This window comes from Rhodoferax ferrireducens T118, assembly GCF_000013605.1.
Lineage (GTDB): Bacteria > Pseudomonadota > Gammaproteobacteria > Burkholderiales > Burkholderiaceae_C > Rhodoferax > Rhodoferax ferrireducens.
On sequence record NC_007908.1, the window covers coordinates 442,144 to 465,192 of the forward strand.

The 23,049-nt window shown below is 61.5% G+C and carries 21 protein-coding genes; 3 read left to right on the forward strand and 18 right to left on the reverse strand.

Features of this window, described 5'->3' with window-relative positions:
- Positions 1-11: 11 nt before the first annotated feature.
- From RFER_RS02180 to RFER_RS02195, 4 genes are all read right to left on the reverse strand, one after another.
- Entirely contained in the window at positions 12-1,517 is a 1,506-nt protein-coding gene (locus RFER_RS02180) for a sugar ABC transporter ATP-binding protein (protein WP_011462762.1), read from the reverse strand.
- 50 nt (positions 1,518-1,567) lie between these two features.
- Complete coding sequence (locus tag RFER_RS02185) at positions 1,568-2,515, reverse strand: sugar-binding protein (protein WP_041790041.1); 948 nt, start codon at positions 2,513-2,515, stop codon at positions 1,568-1,570.
- Positions 2,516-2,607: 92 nt separating this feature from the next.
- Positions 2,608-3,522, reverse strand: coding sequence for an ABC transporter permease (locus RFER_RS02190; protein WP_084795418.1), 915 nt, complete (start codon positions 3,520-3,522; stop codon positions 2,608-2,610).
- A 355-nt stretch (positions 3,523-3,877) separates the two neighbouring features.
- A complete protein-coding gene (locus RFER_RS02195; RefSeq protein ID WP_011462765.1) occupies positions 3,878-4,945 on the reverse strand; it encodes a tartrate dehydrogenase in 1,068 nt (355 codons plus the stop codon).
- A gap of 98 nt (positions 4,946-5,043) precedes the next feature.
- Here RFER_RS02195 and RFER_RS02200 point away from each other — a divergent pair, with 98 nt between their 5' ends.
- Together RFER_RS02200 and RFER_RS02205 are read left to right on the forward strand one after the other, a co-directional pair.
- Positions 5,044-5,985, forward strand: coding sequence for a LysR substrate-binding domain-containing protein (locus RFER_RS02200; RefSeq protein WP_011462766.1), 942 nt, complete (start codon positions 5,044-5,046; stop codon positions 5,983-5,985).
- Positions 5,986-6,269: 284 nt separating this feature from the next.
- The gene (locus tag RFER_RS02205; protein ID WP_011462767.1) at positions 6,270-7,124 is read left to right on the forward strand and encodes an SDR family NAD(P)-dependent oxidoreductase; all 855 of its coding nucleotides are present in this window, start codon (positions 6,270-6,272) and stop codon (positions 7,122-7,124) included.
- A gap of 9 nt (positions 7,125-7,133) precedes the next feature.
- Here the strand turns inward: RFER_RS02205 and otnI are convergent, their stop codons facing one another.
- The 14 genes from otnI to RFER_RS02275 form a co-directional block, all read right to left on the reverse strand.
- Positions 7,134-7,931, reverse strand: a complete 798-nt coding sequence (gene otnI, locus RFER_RS02210) for a 2-oxo-tetronate isomerase (RefSeq protein ID WP_011462768.1) — start codon at positions 7,929-7,931, stop codon at positions 7,134-7,136.
- Between the two features lie 5 nt (positions 7,932-7,936).
- Entirely contained in the window at positions 7,937-8,611 is a 675-nt protein-coding gene (locus tag RFER_RS02215; protein ID WP_011462769.1) for an aldolase, read from the reverse strand.
- Positions 8,608-9,879 (reverse strand): 3-oxo-tetronate kinase, encoded by a 1,272-nt coding sequence (gene otnK / locus RFER_RS02220; RefSeq protein ID WP_011462770.1) that lies wholly within the window; start codon positions 9,877-9,879, stop codon positions 8,608-8,610. Before otnK ends, RFER_RS02215 begins: the two co-directional genes overlap by 4 nt.
- A complete protein-coding gene (ltnD, locus tag RFER_RS02225; RefSeq protein ID WP_011462771.1) occupies positions 9,876-10,766 on the reverse strand; it encodes an L-threonate dehydrogenase in 891 nt (296 codons plus the stop codon). The genes otnK and ltnD overlap by 4 nt, the downstream gene beginning before the upstream one ends.
- Before the next feature lie 122 nt (positions 10,767-10,888).
- Positions 10,889-11,665 carry a FadR/GntR family transcriptional regulator gene (locus RFER_RS02230; RefSeq protein WP_041790045.1) on the reverse strand — a complete coding sequence of 259 codons (777 nt, stop codon included), beginning with the start codon at positions 11,663-11,665 and terminating at the stop codon, positions 10,889-10,891.
- Positions 11,666-11,734: 69 nt separating this feature from the next.
- Positions 11,735-13,012, reverse strand: coding sequence for a TRAP transporter large permease (locus RFER_RS02235; RefSeq protein ID WP_011462773.1), 1,278 nt, complete (start codon positions 13,010-13,012; stop codon positions 11,735-11,737).
- A complete protein-coding gene (locus tag RFER_RS02240) occupies positions 13,009-13,503 on the reverse strand; it encodes a TRAP transporter small permease (protein WP_011462774.1) in 495 nt (164 codons plus the stop codon). The genes RFER_RS02235 and RFER_RS02240 overlap by 4 nt, the downstream gene beginning before the upstream one ends.
- A gap of 88 nt (positions 13,504-13,591) precedes the next feature.
- Positions 13,592-14,563 (reverse strand): TRAP transporter substrate-binding protein, encoded by a 972-nt coding sequence (locus RFER_RS02245; protein ID WP_011462775.1) that lies wholly within the window; start codon positions 14,561-14,563, stop codon positions 13,592-13,594.
- Between the two features lie 57 nt (positions 14,564-14,620).
- Positions 14,621-15,676 carry a D-erythronate dehydrogenase gene (gene denD, locus RFER_RS02250; protein ID WP_011462776.1) on the reverse strand — a complete coding sequence of 352 codons (1,056 nt, stop codon included), beginning with the start codon at positions 15,674-15,676 and terminating at the stop codon, positions 14,621-14,623.
- A gap of 25 nt (positions 15,677-15,701) precedes the next feature.
- On the reverse strand, positions 15,702-17,144 hold the full coding sequence (locus RFER_RS02255) for an aldehyde dehydrogenase family protein (RefSeq protein WP_011462777.1): 1,443 nt from the start codon (positions 17,142-17,144) through the stop codon (positions 15,702-15,704).
- A 26-nt stretch (positions 17,145-17,170) separates the two neighbouring features.
- A complete protein-coding gene (locus RFER_RS02260) occupies positions 17,171-18,100 on the reverse strand; it encodes a dihydrodipicolinate synthase family protein (RefSeq protein WP_011462778.1) in 930 nt (309 codons plus the stop codon).
- Between the two features lie 16 nt (positions 18,101-18,116).
- Entirely contained in the window at positions 18,117-19,145 is a 1,029-nt protein-coding gene (dmpG, locus tag RFER_RS02265) for a 4-hydroxy-2-oxovalerate aldolase (protein WP_011462779.1), read from the reverse strand.
- Positions 19,146-19,159: 14 nt separating this feature from the next.
- Positions 19,160-20,080: an acetaldehyde dehydrogenase (acetylating) gene (locus tag RFER_RS02270; protein WP_011462780.1), complete on the reverse strand. Its 921-nt coding sequence runs from the start codon at positions 20,078-20,080 to the stop codon at positions 19,160-19,162.
- Between the two features lie 33 nt (positions 20,081-20,113).
- Positions 20,114-21,853 (reverse strand): IlvD/Edd family dehydratase, encoded by a 1,740-nt coding sequence (locus RFER_RS02275; protein ID WP_011462781.1) that lies wholly within the window; start codon positions 21,851-21,853, stop codon positions 20,114-20,116.
- A 162-nt stretch (positions 21,854-22,015) separates the two neighbouring features.
- On the opposite strand from RFER_RS02275, the gene RFER_RS02280 reads away from it, so the two are divergent.
- Complete coding sequence (locus tag RFER_RS02280; RefSeq protein ID WP_041791289.1) at positions 22,016-22,963, forward strand: LysR family transcriptional regulator; 948 nt, start codon at positions 22,016-22,018, stop codon at positions 22,961-22,963.
- Positions 22,964-23,049: the final 86 nt, after the last annotated feature.

A 23,049-nucleotide genomic window follows, 5' to 3' on the forward strand; every position in this document is an offset into this window, starting at 1 on the left:
AAATAAAAAAATCAAGCGGCCGCGGCTTCCATGACCACGTGCTGGGTGGCTTGTTGCCGCGACAGCTTGGCAGTGATGGCGCCCTCGCGCAAGACGATCACGCGGTCGCTGATCGCGAGGACTTCCGGCAAGTCTGACGACACCACGATGACGGCCATACCGCGTGACGCCAGCTCCTGCAGGAGCCGGTGCACATCGGCTTTTGCCGCAATATCGATGCCGCGCGTGGGCTCGTCCACAATAAGCACCTTCGGCGAGCGTGCTACCCATTTGGCAATGACGACTTTCTGCTGGTTGCCGCCGCTGAGGTTGCCAACCGTCTGCTCAACCGACGGCGTCTTGATGCCTAGGCGCAATACGAATTTCTGGCATCCGAAGGTCTCTGCCAGGCGGCTGATGAAGCTCAGCGTAGAGTAGGTGTCCAGGTGCGTCAGGCTGAAATTCTCACGGATGTTCATTCCCAGCACCAGCCCACCGGACTTGCGGTCCTCGGTGACGAAGCCGAGTCCGTGGTCGATGGCCGCTCGCGGGCTGTGGATGGCGACCGGCTGGCCGCCAAGCTCGATGGTGCCATGGTACGGCCGCAGTCCGAAGACCATCTCCATGAGTTCGGTCCGTCCCGCACCGACCAAGCCGAAGAAGCCGAGGATTTCACCTTCATGAACCCGAAAACTGCAGTCACGCACAGATACTGTGTGCGCCGTCCTGTGTTTGAGCGTCAGGCCCTTGGCCTCCAGCGCGACCTTTTGCGTCGCATGGCACTGATAGTCGCCATAGAGATCACTTTGTTCACGGTCTACCATCATTTTGACCAGCCGCGCGCGGTCAAGCTGCTCGACCGGCAAGGTGGCGACGCAGGCGCCGTCGCGCAGGACCGTGACACGGTCGGCGAGATCGAAGATCTCCTCGAGCCGGTGTGTGATGTAGATAATGCCGATGCCTTCGGACCTGAGCTTGCGGATGATCTCTTTCAGCACCATAGCCTCGTGATGGCTGAGGGACGCCGTCGGCTCGTCCATGATGACAATCTTCGACTGATTCGAAATCGCTTTGGCGATTTCGACCATCTGCTTTTGACCGATGCTGAGATCACCGACGCGCGTGCCGGCGTCGAGTTGCATGTCGAGCGAATCCAGCAGCTGCCGCGTGGCGGCATGCATGGCTCGCCTGTCGAGGAACCCCAGCCGGTTCGATATCTCCTTGCTGAGGAAGATGTTCTCGGCGATGGTCAGGTTGTCGACGACCGAAAGTTCCTGGTAAATGATGCACACGCCGAGTTGCCGCGCGTGGGCCGTGCCCGTCAAGTGCGGCACTAGGACGCCGTTAATCCATATCTCTCCTCCCGGGTCGGGCTGGTAGACACCCGTCATGATTTTCATGAGAGTGCTCTTTCCGGCGCCGTTTTCCCCCGCAATGGCGAGCACCTCGCCGCTGGCAACGTGCAGGCTTACCCGATTCAATGCCTTCACACCAGCGAAGGTTTTTGAGATGTTCTTGACTTGCAGATAAGGCACCACACGCGGCTCCGTAAGAGGCGGGCCCGATCACAGGCCCGGTTCAAATTGTGTTACTTGGTATAGGAGCCGAGGTTTTGGCTGGTGACCACGTTCACCCCCGTATCGACGTCCTTCGGTGCTGGCTCTTTGCCGGTGATCTGATCGACCAGGTGCTCGACAGCAAGCTTGCCCATCGTGACGGGGCGCTGAACCATGATCCCCTGGATGTAGCCTTCCTTCACACCCTTGACCGTGTCAGGCAGGTCGTCGAATGCAAAGACTTTCACAGCACCTTTCTTGCTGCCAAACTCTTTGGTAGCCATGACCTTGGACACTGCGGGTCCGCCGACCTGGCTCACACCGAAGATGCCCTTGAGTGCTGGATGTCCGCGGAAGAGGGATTCGGTCGTTGAAACCGCCTTGGCCAAATCATCCTCCGTGCCCTCGGTCGCCACGACCTTGATCTTCGGGTACTTGGACAGCGACTTCTTGATGCCGGTGATACGCTCGTTGAGGTTCGCAGCGCCAAGCTGACCGGTGAGAATGGCCACCTCACCTTCGCCATCGATGGCCTTGGCCATCGACTCGCCCATCGTCTCGCCTGCGGCCGAATTGATGGTGCCGATGTACATCGAACGACCGCTGTTGGCCGAATCCGAGTCGAACGTCACGACCTTGATGCCGCTGGCGACAGCCTTCTTGATCGCAGCCTCGACCGACTTCGGTTCGTTGACCGAGATGGCGATGCCATCCACCTTCTTGGAGATCAGGTCTTCGAGGATGCGAACTTGAGTTGAACCCTGCGTATTCTGTGGCACAACCCATTGATACTGCACGCCGAGCTTATCGGCAGCGGCCTTGGCGCCATTGTTGCAGTCGTCGAAGAATGGCACAGCAACCTTCGGGATGACCGCGATCCTCAGATCTTTGACGTCCTTCGCAGTGGCGTTCATTTGAACGGCCAGGGTCAGGGGTATTGCCAACAGCGCAAACTGGAACAGTGGTGGTAGCTTTTTCATGATGTCTCTTTTCGTATGCAAGTTAAAGATAAATGCTTTTTGAAGCATGAATTCACGTTCGCTTGGGCGAGGTTTCGGTTCGTTTTGCCGAATTACCGCTCCTTTCTGGCGTTACGCCACACGTCGATACTTACGGCAATCAGGATGACGGCACCCGTGATGGCCTGCTGTGCATAGGTATTAATGTTCATAAGGACCACGCCGTTGGCGATGATTCCAGTGAGCGCTGCACCGAGGATGGCGCCCATCACGCTGCCCACACCACCCGCCAGGCTCGCGCCGCCGATAGCTGCTGCGGCGATAACGTCGAGTTCCACGCCAAACCCGGACGCGGGCTCGGCCGATAGATAGCGTGAGAAGGCCACAATGCCGGCCAGTGCGGAGATCGTGCCTGACAGCGTGTAAACCGTGAGCTTGATGCGCGAGGTGTTGACGCCGCTCAGCCACGCAGCCTGCTCGTTGCCGCCGGTCGCATAAACATGGCGGCCAAAGGTGGTGAATGTCATGATCACCGAAAAGATCAGCGCGAGCACCAGCATGATGATCACTGGCGCTGGCACGCTGCCGATATACCCCTGGCCGATCACGCTAAAGGCCTCGGGCGTCTCGGGGGTTGCCGGAACGCCCTTGGTCACGATGTACATCAGCCCCCGACCAATGCTCAACGTGCCTAGCGTCGCGATGAACGGGGGTAGCCGCCCTGCGGTCACAAGCAAACCGTTCGTCAAGCCAAAAAGGAAACCGACGCCCAGCCCGCACGACACACTAACCACGGTTGAAAACCCATTCTGAAAGGCCAGGGCGGTGACGAGCCCGGACAATCCCATCACGGAGCCGACGGAGAGGTCAATGCCGCCGGTGATAATCACCATGACCATTCCGATGGACATGATGGCCGTCAGCGAGAACGAACGGAAGACGCCCATCAGATTGTCCGTTGTCAGGAAGTAGGGCGTCACCATGGCGATGCCGCCACCCACCAAAATGACAGCAAGAAGTACGCTCATCTCCTTGGCCCGGAATAAGTCGAGCAAGGTTCGCCCCAGCGAGGGCGCCGTCCTTCGGTTCGGCTGAGTTAATCCAACGTCCACTTTGTCTCCTAATGGTTTGTGCAAGGCATTAGATTTTTCGCAATGTAGCGTTCTCGTGAACGGCAACGCACACTCGAAAAGTCAAAGGACTTCTGCCCTGAGTTCAACAACAGTTTTTGATCGCATTTCTTGATCGACTCAATTTATTGAGTGCCAGATCTGTTCTTAAAGTAATATTGTCATCATACAAATGCGGTGTAAACCAAACATAGGTGTTTACCCGGAAATTGTTCCATTGAGTACGCATGGCCGCTGCGAACTGGAGCGACGCTCAGGCCGCGATGCGGGCACAGACGGCCTGCGTCACTTCGGCCGTCGTGGCACTGCCGCCCAGGTCGCGCGTGTGCAGTGCAGGGTCAGCGGTCACTTGTTCAATGACAGCCATCAGCTGTGCCGCTGCAGCCTCCTCACCCAGATGCTCCAGCAGCATCACGCAGCTCCAGAACGTGCCTACAGGATTCGCCAGGCCTTTGCCCATGATGTCGAAGGCCGAGCCATGGATCGGTTCAAACATGCTGGGATAGCGGCGCTCGGGGTCGATGTTGCCGGTCGGTGCGATGCCCAAGCTACCCGCCAGCGCAGCTGCCAAGTCGCTCAGGATGTCGGCATGCAAATTGGTCGCAACCAGGGTGTCAAGCGTCGCCGGGCGGTTGACCATGCGCGCTGTGGCGGCGTCCACCAGCTCTTTATCCCATTTCACATCAGGGAACTCTTTCGAAATTTGCGCCGCGATCTCGTCCCACATCACCATCGCATGGCGTTGGGCGTTGGACTTGGTCACCACCGTCAGCAGCTTGCGCGGACGGGACTGAGCCAGCTTGAAGGCGTAGCGCATGATGCGCTCGACACCGGCGCGGGTCATCACCGACAAGTCGGTGGCCACTTCAAGCGGGTGTCCCTGGTGGACGCGGCCGCCGACGCCAGCATATTCGCCCTCGGAGTTCTCGCGCACGATGACCCAGTTCAGGTCTTCAGGCGTGCAGCGCTTGAGCGGCGCGTCGATGCCGGGCAAGATGCGGGTTGGGCGCACGTTGGCGTACTGGTCAAATCCCTGGCAAATTTTGAGGCGCAGGCCCCAGAGTGTGATGTGATCGAGGATGTCCGGGTCACCCGCGGAACCAAACAGAATTGCATCTTTGTTGCGCAGGGCGTCCAGGCCGTTCGCCGGCATCATCTCGCCGTGCCTGCGGTACCAGTCGCCGCCCCAGCCGAAGTTCTCAAACTCAAACTTGAACGTGTTGCGGCTGGCGGCCAGTGCCGCCAGCACGGTCTGGCCGGCGGGCACGATTTCTTTTCCGATTCCGTCGCCCGGGATGCAAGCTATTTCGTAAGTCTTCATCAGGTTTCTTTGAATGACTGCAATTGAGGCGGACTTTACCTATTGCAGGATTCAATAGATGGCCTTAAAGTTAAACCATTGTTTACTTTGATTTGACAATGCCCACACCCGCATCCGCACCTTCTGAAATGGCCTTCTTCAGCCTGTTGGTGCGCAGCGGCAGCTTCTCTGCCGCTGCGCGCGAGCTGGATATCACAACCCCGGCGGTGAGCAAGCGGCTGGCCCAGATGGAGGCCCGACTGGGTGTGCAGTTGCTGAATCGCACGACGCGTCGTATTGGTCTCACGCCCGAAGGTGAGGTTTACCTGGAGCACGCGCGGCGCATCCTCGCCGATATTGGGGACATGGAGCAGCTGGTATCCAACTCGGTTGCCGCCCCCAAAGGCTTGTTACGTGTGAACGCCACCTTGGGCTTTGGCCGCAGCCATATCGCGCCGCTGATTTCTGATTTTGCCAAACGCTATCCAGAAGTGCAGATCCAACTGCAGCTCACTGTCAATCCGCCGTCGCTGACAGAGGATGCCTTTGATGTCTGCATCCGCTTTGGTGAGCCACCCGATGCACGAATGATCGCGCGGCGCATAGCTTCTAACCGGCGCCTGATCTGCGCAGCACCCGCCTACCTGACCCGGCAGGGTACACCCCAGGTACCGAACGACCTGGCGCAGCACAACTGCATTTGCATTCGTCAAGGTGAGGAAGCCTATGGCATCTGGCACCTGAGGTCAGGCCAGCGCTCCGAGACGGTCAAAGTGCGTGGAACGTTGAGCACCAACGATGGCGAAATTGCGGTCAACTGGGCGCTTGCAGGTCATGGCCTCATCATGCGGGCGGAATGGGATATAGCAAAATATTTGGCCAGTGGGCGGCTCCGCCAGGTGCTGGCGAACTGGCAGACGCCGGGAGCCGATATTCACGCTGTCTACCCGCAAAGCCTGCAGACTGCGGCGCGAGTGCGCGCCTTCGTGGACTTCGTGGTAAACGCTTTTTCTGCCTCGAACCCACTGGGACAGGTTCTTCAAGAAGAGATTTCCTCCTGAAGTCAGACTAATTTCACCGTCAGAGGTAATCCAATCAAGCGCTCGATCAGCACTCGAATGATTTATTCAAGCGACGGGCTCCGGGTAGTATTCATGGGTTGGGCATCATTGATACCCTGATCTTCCCGCTCGGCGGGGTGCCCGCAACTTCTTTTTTGCAGCTCAATGGATTTGATTCAGATCGGTGCTGGAATTCTGCAAGTGGCTCTACGAAAAATGGTCCGGAACGACGGTGGCAGTGCAGCCGGCGCCCCTTCCGGCGTCTCAACAAGGAGAAATTGACAATGACCCATGCTGCCCTCACTTCCGGATCCGTTGCCGTCATCACTGGCGGCGCTGCCGGTATCGGCCTCGCCGCTGCCAAGCGGATGGCGCAGCTCGGACTTCGCGTCTGCATCGCCGACCTCGGCACGGACCGACTCATCCGCGCTGCCCAAGAGGTCGTCCTCCTGGCGGCGGGCGGAACGGACGACGTGATGACTTTGGAGACGGACGTTAGCCGCGTCGAAGACCTGCGCCGACTGGAGGAGGTTGTTCGCGATCGCTTTGGCGGCACGGATATCCTGATGAACAACGCTGGCATTCAGCCCGGCAGCGCCATGTTCGGGCCGGCCGGCAACTGGGAGCGGGTGCTCGACGTCAACCTGTGGGGCGTCATTCACAGCACGCAGATCTTCGTGCCCGCCATGATCAAGCGCGGACGCCCCGGTCTTGTCATCAACACAGGGTCTAAGCAAGGGATCACCACTCCTCCTGGCGACCCGGCCTATAACGTGTCCAAGGCTGGCTTGAAGGCTTTCACCGAAGCGCTGCAGCACGAGCTTCGCAACACGCCGAACTGTCGGATCAACGCCCATTTGCTGATTCCAGGTTTCGTTTTCACGGACCTTACCGCCCAGGGCCGCACAGAAAAGCCGGCCGGCGCCTGGACGCCGGAGCAGACCGTCGACTTCATGATGGAGCGGTTGGAGGCCGGCGACTTCTACATTCTCTGCCCCGATAACGACGTGCCTCGTTCGCTCGACGAGCGGCGCATCCTCTGGGCTGCGGGCGATGTCGTCGAGAACCGGCCACCGCTTTCGCGATGGCATCCAGATTACGCGAAGGCGTTCGAAGCCTTCAGTCAGAAAAAGAGCTGAACGCGGGCGTCACAGATAGGGCTTGAGCCAGCCCAGTCCAGCCGACGTGCCGCCGGGCTTCATGCCGGCCTGCGGCCGGTACTCACAGCCGACCCAGCCGGTGTAGCCCAATTCGTCCAGTACCGAGAACAGGTAGGGGTAGTTCAGCTCGCCCAGATCGGGCTCATGGCGCTGCGGCACGCCCGCAATCTGGACATGGCCGACGTTGCCGCTCGGCAGGTACTGGCGCATTTTCATCGCCAGGTCGCCTTCCACAATCTGGCAGTGGTAGAGATCCATCTGTACCTTGAGGTTGGGCTCGCCCACCTCGGCCAGCAGCGCGTGCGCGTCGTCCTGGCGGTTCAGGTAGAAGCCGGGAATGTCGCGCGTGTTGATCGGCTCGATCAGCACATCCACCCCTTGCTTGGCCGCCTCCAGCGCGGCCCAGCGCAATTGGCTGACGTAGGTGGGGCGCAGCGTCGCACGCTCGCTGCCCGCGGGCAACAGCCCGGCCATGACATGAACGCGTGGGCAGTCCAGTGCGGCTGCGTAGTCGAGGGCTTTGCCGATACCGGCACGGAACTCGGCTTCGCGCCCGGGCAGGCACGCCAGGCCGCGCTCGCCGGCATCCCAATCGCCGGGCGGCGCGTTGAACAGCACCTGCTGCAGGCCATGGGCCCTGAGGCGGGCCGCGATTTCGCGGCTCTTATAGGCATAGGGAAAAAGATATTCGACCGCCTTGAAGCCGTCTTGGGCGGCGGCCGCAAAACGGTCCAGAAAATCGAGCTCGGGGTAGAGCATGGAAAGGTTGGCTGCAAATTTAGGCATAAGGTTCACCAGCGGGCGCCGAAGGTTTGGCGCAGTTCGTCAATTTGGGATTCGGTCAGGGGCTCGGGTGCCAAGGCACTCAGGCTTCCCAGCCGGGCGGTTTCTTCAAGTTCTTCCAGCGTAGCCATGGCAGCGGCGGGCGAGTCGTGCCAGACATTGGGGCCCAGGCGCTCCAGCATGACGGCGCGGATCGGTGTGCCGGCTTGGCCATAACGCGAAATAGCCTGCGCCACCAGCTGCGCCGCCTCGGGCGCCCCGGGGCGGTGGTAGGCAATCACGGGCACGTGCCCTACCTTCATCACAAAGTAGGGCGTCACGGCGGGCAACAGCTCCTTGTTGCCGGGCTGCAGCGTCAGCGCCACGCAGTGTGTGCTGTGGGTGTGGATCACACACCGGGTATTTGGATCAAATTGGGCTGTAGCCCTGTAGATATGGGAATGTAACGCTATTGTTTTGCTAGCTTTGTCGCCGCTCAGCTGCTGCGCCTGCGCGTCCAGCCGCGCCAGCCGCGCCGGGTCGAGAAAACCCAGGCAGGCATCGGTTGGCGTGATCAGGAAGCCACCCCCTTCTGATTCATCCAGCCGCACGCTGATGTTGCCGGCGGTGGCATGCACATAGCCGCGCTCGAACAGGCTGCGCCCGACACGGCAGATTTCCTCGCGGGCTTCGTTCTCGTTCATGCCAGCAACGCAAAAGCTTTGCTGAAGAAGTCATCGGCGCCAAAGTTGCCGGACTTCAGCGTCAGGTGCAGGCCCGCCCCAGGTGCGGCGTCGGCTTGGGCATGGCACCAGGGCACACCGGGGTCGATTTGCGGGCCGATCTTCATTTGCGTGATGTTCAAAGCCTGCACGCAGGCGCCCGAGGTTTCGCCACCGGCCACGACCAGCTGGCGCACGCCAAGCGCCACCAAACCGAGCGCGATGGCGGCCAGGGTTCGCTCTACCATGGCGCCGGCTTCTTCCACGCCGAGCTGCGCTTGCACCGCCTTGACCGCATTGGCATCGGCGGTCGAATAAATCAGCACGGGACCCTGGCTCAGCAGTGGCGCGGCCCAAGCCAGCGCCTGCGTCGTCACATCGACCCCGGCGGCGATCTGCAAGGCGTCGATACCCAACGCCGGCCGGCCCGCCTGGATAAAGGCCAGCACCTGCCGATTGGTCGCCAGCGAGCAACTGCCCGACACGACCGCCTGCAAGCCGGTGGCTCGGGGTAGCGCGCTGGCAGTGCTGGAGGGTGCAATCCCGAAATTGGCGGGCAGGCCAATGGCGACGCCCGAGCCGCCCGTTACCAGCGGCATGTCGCTGAGCGCCGCCCCCAGGCGCAGCAGGTCATCGTTGGAGATGGCGTCCACGACAGCCAGGCCGACCCCCTGCGCACGCAGCTGGTCGATGCGCGTGCGAATCGCGGCCTCGCCCTGCGCCACCACCTTGTAGTCGATCAGACCCACCGGGCGGCGGCATTGCCCCTGCAGCACGCGCACCAGGTTGGCGTCCGTCATGGGGGTGAGCGGGTGGTTTTGCATGCCGCTCTCGTTGAGCAGCACGTCGCCGACAAACAGATGGCCCTTGAACACGGTGCGCTGGTTGTCCGGGAAGGCTGGCGTGGCGATGGTGAAGTCGGTCCCGAGCGCGTCCATCAGCGCCTCCGCCACCGGGCCGATATTGCCTTGCGCCGTGCTGTCAAAGGTGGAGCAGTACTTGAAGTAGATTTGCTGCGCGCCCTGCGCCTGCAGCCAGCGCAGCGCCGCCAGCGACTGCGCAATGGCTTCATCCACAGGCAAGGTGCGTGACTTGAGCGCCACCACCACGGCGTCGGCATCGGCGTCGAGCGGCTGCGCCGGCACGCCCATTGCCTGCACGACGCGCAGACCGGCGCGCACCAGGTTGTTGGCCAGATCGGTGGCGCCGGTGAAGTCGTCGGCAATGCAGCCAAGCAAGATTTTCTTCATGATTTTTTGGGCAGTTCAATGCCGGGAAATATCTTGATGACCGCGCTGTCGTCCTCGCGCGCGAAGCCCGCCGTGGACGCTTGCATGAACATCTGGTGCGCCGTGCTGGACAGCGGCAGCGGGAACTTGCTGGCGCGCGCCACATCCAGTACCAACCCCAGGTCCTTGACAAAAATATCCACCGCCGACAGCGGCGTGTAGTCGCCGCTGAGCACATGGGCCATGCGGTTCTCGAACATCCAGCTGTTGCCCGCGCTGTGGGTGATCACCTCGTACAGCGCCTTGGCGTCCACACCCTCGCGCAAGCCCAGTGCCATGGCCTCGGCCGCTGCGGCGATGTGCACGCCAGCCAGCAGCTGGTTGATGATTTTGACCTTGCTGCCGGCGCCGGCCTGCTCACCGAGCCGGTACACCTTGGCCGCCATGGCGTCGAGCAGTGGCCCGACCGCGGCATAGGCCTCGGGTTTGCCCGCGGTCATCATCGTCATCTCGCCACTGGCGGCCTTGGCGGCGCCACCGGAAATGGGGGCGTCGATGTAGAAAATTCCCAGCGCAGCCAGGCGCGCCTCCAGCGCAATCGACCAGTTGGGGTCCACGGTGGAGCACATCACAAACACGCTGCCGCGCTTCATGGCCGCAGCGCAGCCGCCCTCGCCAAACAGCACGCTTTCGGTCTGCGCGGCGTTGACCACCACCGACACAATGACGCTGCACTGCGCCGCCAGTTCGGCCGCTGACGCGCACGCCACGCCGCCGTCGGCGGCAAAGGCTTGCGCCGCCTCGGCACGCACGTCAAACACATGTACCTGGCTGCCGCGGCGGCGCAGCGAGCGCGCCATGCCACTGCCCATGGCCCCCAGGCCGATCACACCTACATTGGTTGTCATTGGTTCTTTCCTTCCATTCGAAGTCGGTTCGATATCATCGCTGTTTCAACCATAATTTATAAGGTTATCATACAAATTCAAGAAGCCCTCCACATCCGGGTTTACCCCAAACTGCCGGCCCGTCAGCTTCGCGGCGGCAGGCCGAAGACCAGAGGCCGTGCCAGTTGCACCCCCGCCTGCTGCCAAAACGCCGGGTCAGCCTGCTCAATGCGCAGGATGGCGTTGTCCATGTGCCGCGCCGCGGCCTTGCGCGCCGCGGCCGCGTCGCCGGCTTCAATGGCGCGCAAAATCTTGTCATGCTCGGCACTCACCTGGCGTGCGAAGTCGGCCCGGCGCGCCTCATTGGCCCGCGTGACGCGGGTGGCCCCGCGCAGGAACTGGCCCAGGTATTCCAGCGTGCCGATCAGAAAAGGGTTGCGCGCGGCCTCCGCAATGGCGCGGTGGTATTGCACGTCTTCGTCCACGCCGTCGCCACCGGCTTGCACTGCCTTGTCCAGTAGCGCAATGGATTTGCCGATGCGCTTGATATCGGCCTGGGTGCGCCGTTGCGCCGCCAAGCCGGCCACCTCGGCCTCCAGCGCGCGGCGCACCTCCACCATCTGGATCACCGCCTGCCGGGAGACGGTCGACTTGGCATCAAAGTTGAGCGGCGAAAAGCCCACTTCCTTGACATACACACCACTGCCTTGCCGTGAATCGACCAGGCCCAGCGACTTGAGCCGCGAGACCGCTTCCCGCACCACCGTGCGGCTGACCGCAAATTGCTCTACCAGCGCCGCCTCGGTCGGCAGCTTGGCCCCCACGGCCAGCCGTCCGGCCCGGATCTCAGCGGCAAGCGCATCAGCCACCTGATCGGAAAGATAGGCGCCGGGCGTGATGGGTTTGAACTGAGCGGTCATGGGAGGAGTTAAATTCATCGTGCAACTCTATCACCCGGCAGGCGAACGCCTGCCGGGTTTGGGTTCACGCTATCTGGCGTAAACCAGATCGCGCAGCCCGAGCGAAAGTGCCGGCACGTAGGAGATGACCATCAGGCAGGCCAGCACCACCAGCACGAACGGGATCAGGTCCTTGATCATGCGATCCAGTGAGATGCGCGCCACCGTGCAGGCGGCAAACAGATTGACGCCGAACGGCGGCGTGATCATGCCCAGGGCCAGGTTCACCACCATGACCAGGCCAAAGTGCACCGGGTCGATGCCAAAGTGGATGGCCACCGGTGCCAGGATCGGGGCCAGCACAATGATGGCGGCTCCGGTCTCGATGAACATGCCAATGACGAACAGCGCAGCGTTGACGCCCAACAGGAAGTAAGCCGGAGTTTTCAAGACATCCTGCAACCAGAGGCCAATCGCCTCCGGCACGCCAGCACGCGTGATCAGGAACGCAAACAGCCCGGCGTTGGCAATGATGAACATGATCACCGCCGACGACAGCACCGACTTGCGCAGGATGTTGTAGAGGTCAGGGAACTTGATCTCGCGGTAGATCACCAGACCCACCATCAGCGCGTAAAACACCGCCACCGCCGACGCCTCGGTCGGGGTGAAGATGCCGCCGTAAATACCGCCCAGAATAATGACCGGCATCAGCAGCGCCCAACCGGCCTTCCAGGTGGCCTTGCCGACCGACAGACGGCCGTCGCCATCGTTCTTGCCCCAGCCCTTGTACTTGCAGTAACCCCAGACAAACAGCATCAGCGCGCCACTGATGAAAAAGCCCGGACCAAAGCCGGCGATGAACAGCTCGCCAATGGAGACTTCAGCGCTGACGCCATACAGAATCATCGGAATCGATGGCGGGATGATGACGCCGAGCTCGGCGCTGGTGGCCTGCAAGGCCGCCGCCCAGGTGGTGGGGTAGCCGTGTTTGATGAGCGCCGGAATCAGGATGGTGCCAATGGCGAAGGTGGTGGCCACCGATGAGCCGGACACCGATGCGAAGATCATGCAGGTCAGCACGCAGGTCATCGGCAGGCCGCCCTGCACGCCGCCCACCAGGCTCTTGGCAAAGTCCACCAGGCGGCGCGAAATGCCGCCGGTTTCCATGATGTTGCCGGCCAGGATAAAAAACGGGATGGCGGCCAAGGGGAACTTGTTGATGGCGTTGAACATCTCCTTGACGGAGATCAACATGTGGGCGTTGGACGCCTGGATGCCCAGGATCGAGGCCAGTCCGATCGACACGGCCACGGAAATAGTGAGGGCGAAGCACAGCACCATGGTGCTTAACATGACGGCGGTCATACTGCGGTCTCCAATTCAAGACGCTGGGTGTCCAGCAGATTACCGAAGATGCCGATCAGGCTGAACACGCCCCCCACCGGCATGGCGAGGTAGGCCCAGAACATCGACAGGCTTTCCAGTCCGGCCATGGATTGCACCCTGCCACGCACGGCATAGTCCCAGCCCCACCAGATGATGATGCAAATCAACCCGGCAGCGGCGAGGCACACGATCCAGTCGAGCAAACGGCGTATGCGTGGCGGGCTCCAGCGGTAAAGCACGTCCACACTGACCATGGCACCCTGGCGAAACGCCGTTGGAATACCCAGAAACACCATCCAGATCAGGCTGAAACGAATCAGCACTTCTGTCCATTCAGCGGGTATTTCAAGCACGAAGCGGGTGACGATCTGGAACATGGCCAGACTGGCCGCCAGCATCAGCATGGCACAGGCGGTGTACAACGACAGTCCGCTGGTCCACCGCTCCAGTCGGAGAAAATTTTCTTTCATTGCAATTTCAACCTGAAATGGGAAGTTGTAAAAAAACACCCGAAAGCTTGCGCGCTTCGGGTGTCAGCAGCTACAGAATCAGCAGCAATTACTTGTAGTTGCGGATCTTGTCCATATTGGCTTTGCCGAACTGCTTTTCGAAGTCAGCGTACACCGGTGCAAGCTTGGCGACGAATTTGGATTTGTCCAGGCTCTCTGTCACCTCCATACCCTTGCCGCGCAGGTAAGTCACGCCCATGGCATCGTCGGCGTCAACCCGGGCCCGGTTGGCCTTGACGGCCACCTTGGCAGCTTCCAGAAACACCTTCTGGTCAGCCGGGCTGAGCTTGTCGAACGCTGCCTTGTTCATCAAAAAGATGGCGGGTGAATAGACGTGGCCGGTCAGTGACACGTACTTTTGCACCTGGTCCAATTTGGCTGCCATGATCACGGACAAGGGGTTTTCCTGGCCGTCTACCGTGCCCTGCTGCAGCGCAGTGAATACCTCGGCCATGGCCATCGGCGTCGTCACAATGCCCAAGCCTTTGTAGGCGGCCACGTGCACCGGGTTTTCCATGGTGCGAATCTTCAGGCCCTTGAGGTCATCCGGGGTCTTGATGGTGTGCTTGCTGTTGGTCATGTTGCGCATGCCGTTCTCGCCCCAGGCCAAAGCCTTGAAGCCCTTGGAGTCGAACTTGGCCAGCATGTCCTGGCCGATCGGGCCGTCCAGCACGGCACGGGCATGCGCCTTGTCACGAAACAAAAAGGGAACGTCCAGAATCTTGGCTTCCGGCACAAAGTTGGGCACCGGGCCGGTGGATGTGAAAGTCAGCTCCTGCGTGCCCAGTTGAACGGCTTCGATCGATTCACGCTCACTGCCGAGTGAAGCGTTGTAAAAAGTCTCGATCTTGTAGCGACCGTTGGTTTGGGTCCCAACTTCCTTGGCGAAGGTGTCGATGGCAATGCCCTGGTGCGAATTTTGCGCGATGGCAATGTTGATCTTCATGACGGTCTGGGCTGCGGCGGTGGCCGCCAAACCCAGGGCCAAAGACAGGCCAATAACCAGTTTTCTCAATTTCATCAAAAGTCTCCTCAGTTGGGAAGGGTGGCAAAAGTTATCATACAACTTGCCGTATTGTTATCTGACTGGCAGCTTGATGGCATAGGTATTTTCCCTGATGTACTCGCGAATAATGTCGTCAAAGCTATCTTCGGGCAACAGACCAAGACCGCTGGCGCGCACTGCGTGGATGCGGGCCGGCCAGGTCTTGACGATGTTGCAGATGGCCGGGTCCGGCGTCCAGTCGATCAAAGCGGTAGCCGCCGTGCCAGCCACGCGCTCCAGCGCCGCCGCCATCTCGCCGGGGGTGGTGGTCAGGGCCGGCAAAGTCAGGGCCGTTCGGGGGCCCCAGGCCTGGTCAGAGGCTTCGGCCGCACGGATCAGGCCCTGGATGGTGCGCGCTGGGGACGACAGCGCGACGGGCGTGTCGGCTGGCACCGGGCAGGTTGCTCGGACCCCGGCCAGGGGCTCACGCAGCATGCCGCTCAAAAAGCTCGATGCGGCGCCGTTGGGTGTGCCCGGGCGAACGCTGACGGTCATCAAACGCACGCTGCGGCCCTGAACAAAGCCTTTGCGCGTGTAGTCGGCCACCAGTTGTTCACCAATGAATTTCTGGATGCCATAGCTGCTCTGAGGTGTCGGCAGGGTGTTGTCTTCAATGGCGCTTGGCAGCGGCTGTTCCGGGGTGTCGCCAAACACGGCCAGCGAACTGGCAAACACCAGGATGGGCTTGGTCTGCAAGGCGCGACAGGCGCCCAGCAAGGCCAGCGTGGCCGCAAAATTGCTTCGCATGCCGAGATCAAAATTGGCCTCGCATTCACCGCTGACGGCCGCCGCAAGATGAAAAACGATAGCGGTATCCTTGGCAACGACGGGGGCTGCAGCGCTTTTATCTTCAAGAAGTTCATTCAGGTCCCCGGTCAGCGCAGACACGCGGGCGTCGGCCATCAAATCGTTCGGTGGCGCGGCGCGGTCCACCAGGGTGATGCGGGCGATCTCCACGGGCGCAGCACCCGCGAGCGACAGCTGCCCCTGGGCCAGCAGCGTGCGTGCGAGACGCACGCCCAAAAACCCGGCACCGCCGGTGATCACGATATGACAGGGCCCAGTAGCCTGAGCGGATGGCTTCAACATGGTAGTTTCCTTGGTAATGAATAGTTCAGCTGGCAATATAGGTTGTTTTCACGGTGGTAAAAAACTCTTGCGCATAACGGCCCTGCTCACGCGAGCCGTAGCTCGAGCCCTTGCGGCCGCCAAAGGGCACGTGGTAGTCGACACCGGCGGTCGGCAGGTTCACCATCACCATGCCGGCCTGGCTGTGGCGCTTGAAGTGGCTCGCGTATTTGAGCGAGGTGGTGGCAATGCCGCTTGAGAGGCCATAGGGTGTGTTGTTGGCCTCTCGCAGTGCTTCCTCGTAACCCTTGACCCGGATGATGCTGGCCACCGGGCCGAACACTTCCTCCCGGTTGATGCGCATGGCCGCCGTGGTGTCGGTCAGAAGCGCAGGCGCCAGGTAGAAGCCCTCGGCGCTGAGCTTCAGGCGTTCGCCACCGGCCACCAGCAAGCCGCCTTCGGCCTTGCCGATCTCCACGTAGCTCAGGTCTTGCTCTAGTTGGGCTCGGGAAGACACCGGTCCAATGTCGATGCCGGCGCCCAGGGCGTCACCGATCTTGAGGCCCGCCATGCGTTGTTTCATGGCTCCAAGGAACTTGGGGTAAATGCCGTCGGTGACGATGAGCCGGCTCGCTGCCGTGCAGCGCTGGCCGGTCGAGAAGAACGCGCTTTGCACGCTGAGCTCGACCGCCTGCGCCAGGTCAGCGTCGTCCAGGATGACCTGCGGGTTCTTGCCCCCCATCTCCAGCTGCACCTTCTTGAGGTTGGCGGCGCATTGCTGGGCAATGCGATTGCCCACGCCCTGCGAGCCGGTGAAGCTGATGGCGTTGATGCCGGGGTGGTTGACCAAGGGGTCTCCGATGACGCTGCCGCGGCCCATCACGAGGTTGAACACGCCCGCCGGGATGCCGCTGCGGCTGATGATCTCGGCCAGGGCCCAGGCACAGCCGGGCACCAGGTCCGCCGGTTTGAGCACCACGCAGTTGCCATAGGCCAGCGCCGGGGCGGTCTTCCAGGCCGGAATGGCGATAGGGAAGTTCCAGGGGGTGATCAGGCCGATCACGCCCACCGGTTCGCGGGTGATCTCGACGCTGACGCCGGAGCGTACCGAGGGCACGATTTCACCGCTCAGGCGCAGGCATTCACCGGCGAAGAACTTGAAGATATTGCCGGCACGGCTGACCTCGCCAATACCTTCGGGCAAGGTCTTGCCTTCTTCACGGGCCAGCAGGGTGCCGAGTTCTTCACGCCGGGCCAGGATCTCGGTGCCGATCTTGTCCAGCGCATCGGCTCTGGCCTGGATGTTGCCGGTGGACCAGGCGGGGAGGGCGGCTTGGGCTGCCTTGACCGCTGCATCGAGTTGCGCTGCATCGGCCTGGGTGTAGTCACCGATGACGTCGGCAATATTGGACGGATTGATGTTGGGGGCGTAGTGGGCACCCACGACCCATTGGCCGTTGATCAGGTTGTCGTGTTTTTGAATTGCCATGGCCGTGTGCTCTCGTTCTTGTGGATTTATTTGCCCCAGCGCAGCACCATCGGATTCAGGCGCTGTGCGGTCTCGATCAGGCCCGCGCGAACCGCGGGGTGCATGGAGGGCCAGGGATGGCGCGGTGCTTCGCAGGCAATGACGCCGCCTTCCTTCATCAGCGCCTTGGCGCTCAGGATGCCGCCCTGGCGGTTTTCATAGTTGATCAGGGGCAGCCATTGCTGGTAATGGGCGATGGCTTCTTCACGCCGACCGGCGCAATAGGCGTCCACAATCAGGCGAATGCCGTCGGGGTAAGCGCCGCCGGTCATCGCCCCGGTCGCGCCCGCGTCCAGATCGGGTAGCAGGGTGATGGCTTCTTCGCCATCCCATGGGCCCTCGATGGCAGCCCCGCCCAGGCGGATCAGTTCGCGCAGCTTGGAGGCGGCACCGGCGGTTTCGATCTTGAAATAGGCCACCTGCTTGATCTCCGTGGCCATGCGGGCCAGAAAGGCGGCCGACAGAACAGTGCCACTGGCGGGCGCGTCCTGGATCATGATGGGAATGTCAATCGCATCCGACAGCCCGGCATAAAACTCGTAAATTCTCTCTTCGGAGACGCGAAAGGTGGCGCCGTGGTAGGGCGGCATCACCATCACCATGGCAGCGCCCAAATCCTCGGCGCGCCGGCTGCGCTGAGCGCAGACCTGGGTGCTGAAGTGGGTGGTGGTCACAATCACCGGCACTCGACCGGCCACATGCTCCAGCATGGTTCGGGTCAGCACGTCTCGCTCGTCATCCGAGAGCAAAAACTGCTCCGAGAAGTTGGCCAGCAGGCACAGGCCGTTGGAGCCGGCATCGATCATGAAATCGACGCAACGCTTCTGGCTGGCAAGATCGAGCTCGCCATTCTCAAAAAACGTGGTCGGGACTACCGGGAAGACGCCCTTGAAGCGGGCCTGGTTTGTTTGGGTCATGTCAATGCCTTTGGCTTTAAATGGGGCCGCGGGCTTTGGCCATGGTCATCGCGGCGTCTTCAATCATGTCTTCCTGGCCACCGACCATGCCGCGACGGCCCAGTTCAATCAGGATTTCACGCGCCGAAACACCATACTTTTTCTCGGCGCGTTTGGCGAACAGCAAGAACGATGAATAAACGCCGGCGTAGCCCAGGATCAGGGCGTCGCGGTCAATGCGGATCGGGTGATCCATCATCGGCACCACGATGTCCTCGGCCACGTCCTGCATCTTGAACAGGTCCACGCCGGTCGCTATACCCATGCGGTTGCACACGGCAATGAAGACTTCCATCGGCGTATTGCCGGCGCCCGCGCCCAGGCCTGCCGCGGCCGCGTCGATGCGCGTCGCACCACTCTCGACGGCGACCACCGAGTTGGCCACCCCCATGGCGAGGTTGTGGTGGCCATGAAAGCCAAGTTCGGTCTCCGGTCTCAAAGCCGCACGCACGGCGCTGGTTTTTTCCTTCACCTCAGCGGGCAGCATGTACCCGGCCGAATCGGTGATGTAGATGCAATTGGCACCGTAACTTTCCATCAGGCGGGCCTGGCTGATCAGGCGCTGCGAATCCGCCTTGTGCGCCATCATCAGAAAACCGACCGTGTCCATCTCCAGCTGGCGCGCCAGGCTGATGTGCTGTTCGGAGACGTCGGCCTCGGTGCAGTGGGTGGCGACGCGGATGGTGTGTACGCCCAGGTCTTTCGCCATCCGGAGGTGGTCCACAGTGCCGATGCCGGGGATCAACAGGGCCGACACCTTGGCCAGCTTGAGCAGAGGAATCACGGTGCCCAAATATTCCTCGTCGGTGTGGGCCGGGAAGCCATAGTTCACCGAGGCGCCACCCAGGCCGTCGCCGTGGGTGACTTCGATCAGCGGCACGCCGGCGGCGTCGAGCCCGGTCGCCACCGCCTTCATCTGGTCCAGCGTCATCTGGTGGCGCTTGGGGTGCATGCCGTCGCGCAGGGTCATGTCGTGGACGGTGATTCTTTTACCTTTGACAGTCATGGGGTGCTCCTGGCTCAGGCGACCGTGGCCATGGGTTGAAGATTGATCCTGCCAGCGAGAATCTCCTCGGCAAACATCTCGGCGGTGCGGGCGGCGGCGGCGGTCATGATGTCGAGGTTGCCGGAGTACTTGGGCAGGAAGTCGCCCAGGCCTTCCACTTCCAGAAACACCGAGACGCGTTTATCGTCAAATACCGGGCCATTGACCAGTTTGTAGCCGGGCACGTATTTCTGCACTTCCTTGATCATGGCGTGAATCGACGCGGTGATCTTCGCCTGATCAGGTTCGGTCTCGGTCAGGCAATGCACGGTGTCACGCATCACCAGCGGCGGCTCAGCCGGGTTGATGATGATGATCGCCTTGCCCTTGGCAGCACCGCCCACCTGCTCGATGGCGCGGGAGGTGGTGCGGGTAAATTCGTCGATGTTCTTGCGCGTGCCCGGGCCTGCCGACTTGGAGGAAATCGTGGCCACAATCTCGCCGTACCGGACCGGCTGCACCCGGGAGATGGCGGCGATCATCGGAATCGTCGCCTGGCCGCCGCAGGTCACCATGTTGACGTTCATGACCCGCCGGCCCACAAGCGCCAGCAGGTTGACCGGCGGTACACAAAACGGGCCGATGGCCGCCGGTGTCAGGTCGATCACCAGGACGCCGAGTTCGGTCAACCTGCGCGAGTTCTCGGCATGGACATAGGCCGAGGTCGCATCAAAAGCAATCTGCACACCATCCGCCAGCACATGCGGCAGCAGGCCGTCAACACCCTGTTCGGTGGTTTTCAACCCCAGCTCGCGGGCGCGCTTCAAGCCCTCGGAAGTTGGGTCAACACCGACCATCCAGACCGGGTCCAGCACCGGGCTGCGCCTCAGTTTGTAGAGCAGATCGGTGCCGATGTTGCCCGGACCGATCAGCGCACATTTGATTTTTTTGCTCATCACGGGTCTTTCAGAATCGCGCAAGGCGCGGGCTCAGTGCGAATGTCTGGGCACCTCGGCGCCGCGACAGCCGACCAGAAAATCGAAATCGCAGCCTTCGTCGGCCTGCAGCACCCGGTCGATGTACAACTGCTGGTAGCCGCCCTTGGCCGGCGCTGCGGGCTTGGCCTGCAGCTCGGCCTGGCGCTGCGCGATCTCAGCCTCACTGATCTCCAGGTCCAGCTTGCCCGCGTAACTGTCGAGTGCGATCCAGTCGCCATCGCGCACGATCGCCAGCGGCCCGCCGGCAGCCGCTTCCGGCGCCACATGCAACACCACGGTACCGTAGGCCGTGCCGCTCATGCGGGCATCCGAGATGCGAACCATGTCGGTGATGCCTTGCGCCAGCAGCTTGGGCGGCAGGCCCATGTTCCCCACTTCGGCCATGCCGGGGTAGCCCTTGGGGCCGCAGTTCTTGAGCACCATCACCGAATCGGCATCGATCTCCAGGTCCGGGTCGCCGATGCGGGCCTTGTAGTGGTCAATATCCTCGAAGACGACTGCCTTGCCGCGGTGTTTCATCAGCGCGGGCGTGGCCGCTGACGGCTTCAGCACGGCGCCGCGCGGCGCCAGATTGCCGCGCAGCACGCAGATGCTGCCATCCGCGACCAGCGGCTTGTCGAGCGGCCGGATCACTTCCGGGTTGTGGATCGGGGCGTCCAGCACGTTTTCCCAGATGGACTTGCCGTTGACCGTCAGCGCATCCTTGTGCGGCAACAGGCCGCCCTCGCCCATGCGGCGCAACACAGCGGGGAGGCCGCCCGCGTAATAGAAATCTTCCATCAGGAAACGGCCTGACGGCTGCAGGTCCACCAGCGTCGGTGTGCCCTTGCCCACGGTGGTCCAGTCGTCGAGTTCCAGCGGCACGCCGATGCGAGCGGCAATGGCCTTGAGGTGAATGGCCGCGTTGGTGGAGCCGCCCACGGCTGCATTGACACGAATGGCGTTTTCAAACGCTTCGCGCGTCAGGATTTTGGACAACTTCAGGTCCTCCCACACCATGTCCACAATGCGCATGCCCGACATGTGGGCCAGCACGTAGCGGCGCGCATCCACGGCCGGAATGGCGGCGTTGTGCGGTAGCGAGGTGCCCAGCGCCTCGGCCATGCAGGCCATGGTGGAGGCGGTGCCCATGGTGTTGCAGGTGCCGGCCGAGCGCGACATGCCGGCTTCGGCCGACATGAACTCATTGAGCGAGATTTTCCCCGCCTTGACCGCTTCGTGCAGCTGCCAGACCACCGTGCCGGAGCCGATGTCACGGCCTTCATGCTTGCCGTTCAGCATCGGGCCGCCGGTCACGACGATGGTCGGGATGTCGCAGCTGGCAGCGCCCATCAGCAGCGCGGGTGTGGTCTTGTCGCAGCCCACCAGCAGCACCACGGCATCCATCGGGTTGCCGCGAATGGATTCCTCGACATCCATGCTGGCCAGGTTGCGCGTCAGCATGGCGGTGGGGCGCAAATTGGACTCACCGTTGGAGAACACCGGGAATTCGACCGGGAAGCCGCCGGCCTCGGAGATGCCGCGCTTCACGTGCTCGGCAATCTTGCGAAAGTGCGCGTTGCAGGGTGTCAGTTCAGACCAGGTGTTGCAGATGCCAATGATCGGCTTGCCCTGAAACTCATGATCCGGAATGCCCTGGTTCTTCATCCAACTGCGGTACATGAAGCCATTTTTGTCGGCTGCTCCGAACCAGGCGGCGGACCGCAATACACGTTTGGGCGGGGTGGACATCCGAGTCTCCTTCAATCTTTTGGGTTGCAATCGACGCCATCTTAGGTGCGGTCGAAATACAAAACAAATGAATTAATATGCGAAACCGATATTATTTTTTATATCAATCAAACGACAATCCGGATGAGCGCTGAGTACCCCGCCACTGACACCTCCAGACCCATGAATGACCATGACCCTGACGCCGCGCGGCGGACGCGGACCAAGCTCAAAACACGCCAGATGTTTCTGTTGCTCGCGCTGGACGAGGCACGTAATCTTCATCAAGCGGCCAAAGAAACCAATATGAGCCAGCCCGCCGCGTCGAAGATGCTCAAAGACATTGAGGAACTCTTTGGCGTGCCGTTTTTTGACCGGCTGCCGCGCGGCGTGCGGCCAACGCTGTATGGCGAAACCATGATCCGCCATGTCCGGATGGCACTCACCAATCTGTCACAAGGTCAGGATTCGATTGCCACGTTGCAAGCCGGCCTGTCAGGCCAGGTTGACATCGGCGTGATCATCACACCCTCCACGACACTGGTACCGCAGGCGATCGCGCGCACCAAGCAGGAGGCCCCGCGCCTGTGTATCGGCGTTGAGGTCGGTACCAGCAATGAGCTGGTGGAACGCCTGAAGCGCGGTCAACTCGATTTCCTGATCGCCCGCATTCGGGAGCAGGAAGATGATCTGGACCTTTTGTATGAGGACTTATCGGAGGAAACCGAGTGCGCCGTCGCGCGCGTTGGGCATCCCTTGCTGGCGCGCAGCGATCTCGGTTTGAACGATCTGGCCGCTGCCGGCTGGATACTGTCGCCGCGCGGCAGCATTCTGCGCCACCGGTTCGACATGATGTTTCGTCGTATTGAGCTGGAGACGCCCGCCAACGTGGTGGAGGCCACGGCCATTTCAGTGATCACCAGCCTGCTGCAGCAAACCGATTTCCTGCATGTGATGCCACTGGAGGTTGCCCGCTATTACGTCCGATGCAGCGAGCTGGCCATTCTGCCCATTGAGCTTCCCTGCAAGATGGACAGTTTTGGCGTCATCGCGCGGCGCGATCAATTGTTGTCACCCGGGGCCAAGCTGCTGTTGCAACACCTGCGCACCATCGCGGCAGAGATTTATTGAGAGGCCGCTTCTTCGCGCCCATGCCCTTGATGCCTGGCCCAACTGAGCTCGGAAAGTCAATCAGCCATGATTGAAAAATGGAAAGA

Bases quoted from the DNA above. Each gene is read 5' to 3' on its own strand.
- RFER_RS02185 (WP_041790041.1), bottom strand. From the start codon at position 2,515: ATGAAAAAGCTACCACCACTGTTCCAGTTTGCGCTGTTGGCAATACCC.
- RFER_RS02190 (WP_084795418.1), bottom strand. From the start codon at position 3,522: ATGAGCGTACTTCTTGCTGTCATTTTGGTGGGTGGCGGCATCGCCATG.
- RFER_RS02195 (WP_011462765.1), bottom strand. From the start codon at position 4,945: ATGAAGACTTACGAAATAGCTTGCATCCCGGGCGACGGAATCGGAAAA.
- RFER_RS02200 (WP_011462766.1), top strand. From the start codon at position 5,044: ATGCCCACACCCGCATCCGCACCTTCTGAAATGGCCTTCTTCAGCCTG.
- RFER_RS02205 (WP_011462767.1), top strand. From the start codon at position 6,270: ATGACCCATGCTGCCCTCACTTCCGGATCCGTTGCCGTCATCACTGGC.
- otnI (WP_011462768.1), bottom strand. From the start codon at position 7,931: ATGCCTAAATTTGCAGCCAACCTTTCCATGCTCTACCCCGAGCTCGAT.
- RFER_RS02215 (WP_011462769.1), bottom strand. From the start codon at position 8,611: ATGAACGAGAACGAAGCCCGCGAGGAAATCTGCCGTGTCGGGCGCAGC.
- otnK (WP_011462770.1), bottom strand. From the start codon at position 9,879: ATGAAGAAAATCTTGCTTGGCTGCATTGCCGACGACTTCACCGGCGCC.
- ltnD (WP_011462771.1), bottom strand. From the start codon at position 10,766: ATGACAACCAATGTAGGTGTGATCGGCCTGGGGGCCATGGGCAGTGGC.
- RFER_RS02230 (WP_041790045.1), bottom strand. From the start codon at position 11,665: ATGACCGCTCAGTTCAAACCCATCACGCCCGGCGCCTATCTTTCCGAT.
- RFER_RS02235 (WP_011462773.1), bottom strand. From the start codon at position 13,012: ATGACCGCCGTCATGTTAAGCACCATGGTGCTGTGCTTCGCCCTCACT.
- RFER_RS02240 (WP_011462774.1), bottom strand. From the start codon at position 13,503: ATGAAAGAAAATTTTCTCCGACTGGAGCGGTGGACCAGCGGACTGTCG.
- RFER_RS02245 (WP_011462775.1), bottom strand. From the start codon at position 14,563: ATGAAATTGAGAAAACTGGTTATTGGCCTGTCTTTGGCCCTGGGTTTG.
- denD (WP_011462776.1), bottom strand. From the start codon at position 15,676: ATGTTGAAGCCATCCGCTCAGGCTACTGGGCCCTGTCATATCGTGATC.
- RFER_RS02255 (WP_011462777.1), bottom strand. From the start codon at position 17,144: ATGGCAATTCAAAAACACGACAACCTGATCAACGGCCAATGGGTCGTG.
- RFER_RS02260 (WP_011462778.1), bottom strand. From the start codon at position 18,100: ATGACCCAAACAAACCAGGCCCGCTTCAAGGGCGTCTTCCCGGTAGTC.
- dmpG (WP_011462779.1), bottom strand. From the start codon at position 19,145: ATGACTGTCAAAGGTAAAAGAATCACCGTCCACGACATGACCCTGCGC.
- RFER_RS02270 (WP_011462780.1), bottom strand. From the start codon at position 20,080: ATGAGCAAAAAAATCAAATGTGCGCTGATCGGTCCGGGCAACATCGGC.
- RFER_RS02275 (WP_011462781.1), bottom strand. From the start codon at position 21,853: ATGTCCACCCCGCCCAAACGTGTATTGCGGTCCGCCGCCTGGTTCGGA.
- RFER_RS02280 (WP_041791289.1), top strand. From the start codon at position 22,016: ATGAATGACCATGACCCTGACGCCGCGCGGCGGACGCGGACCAAGCTC.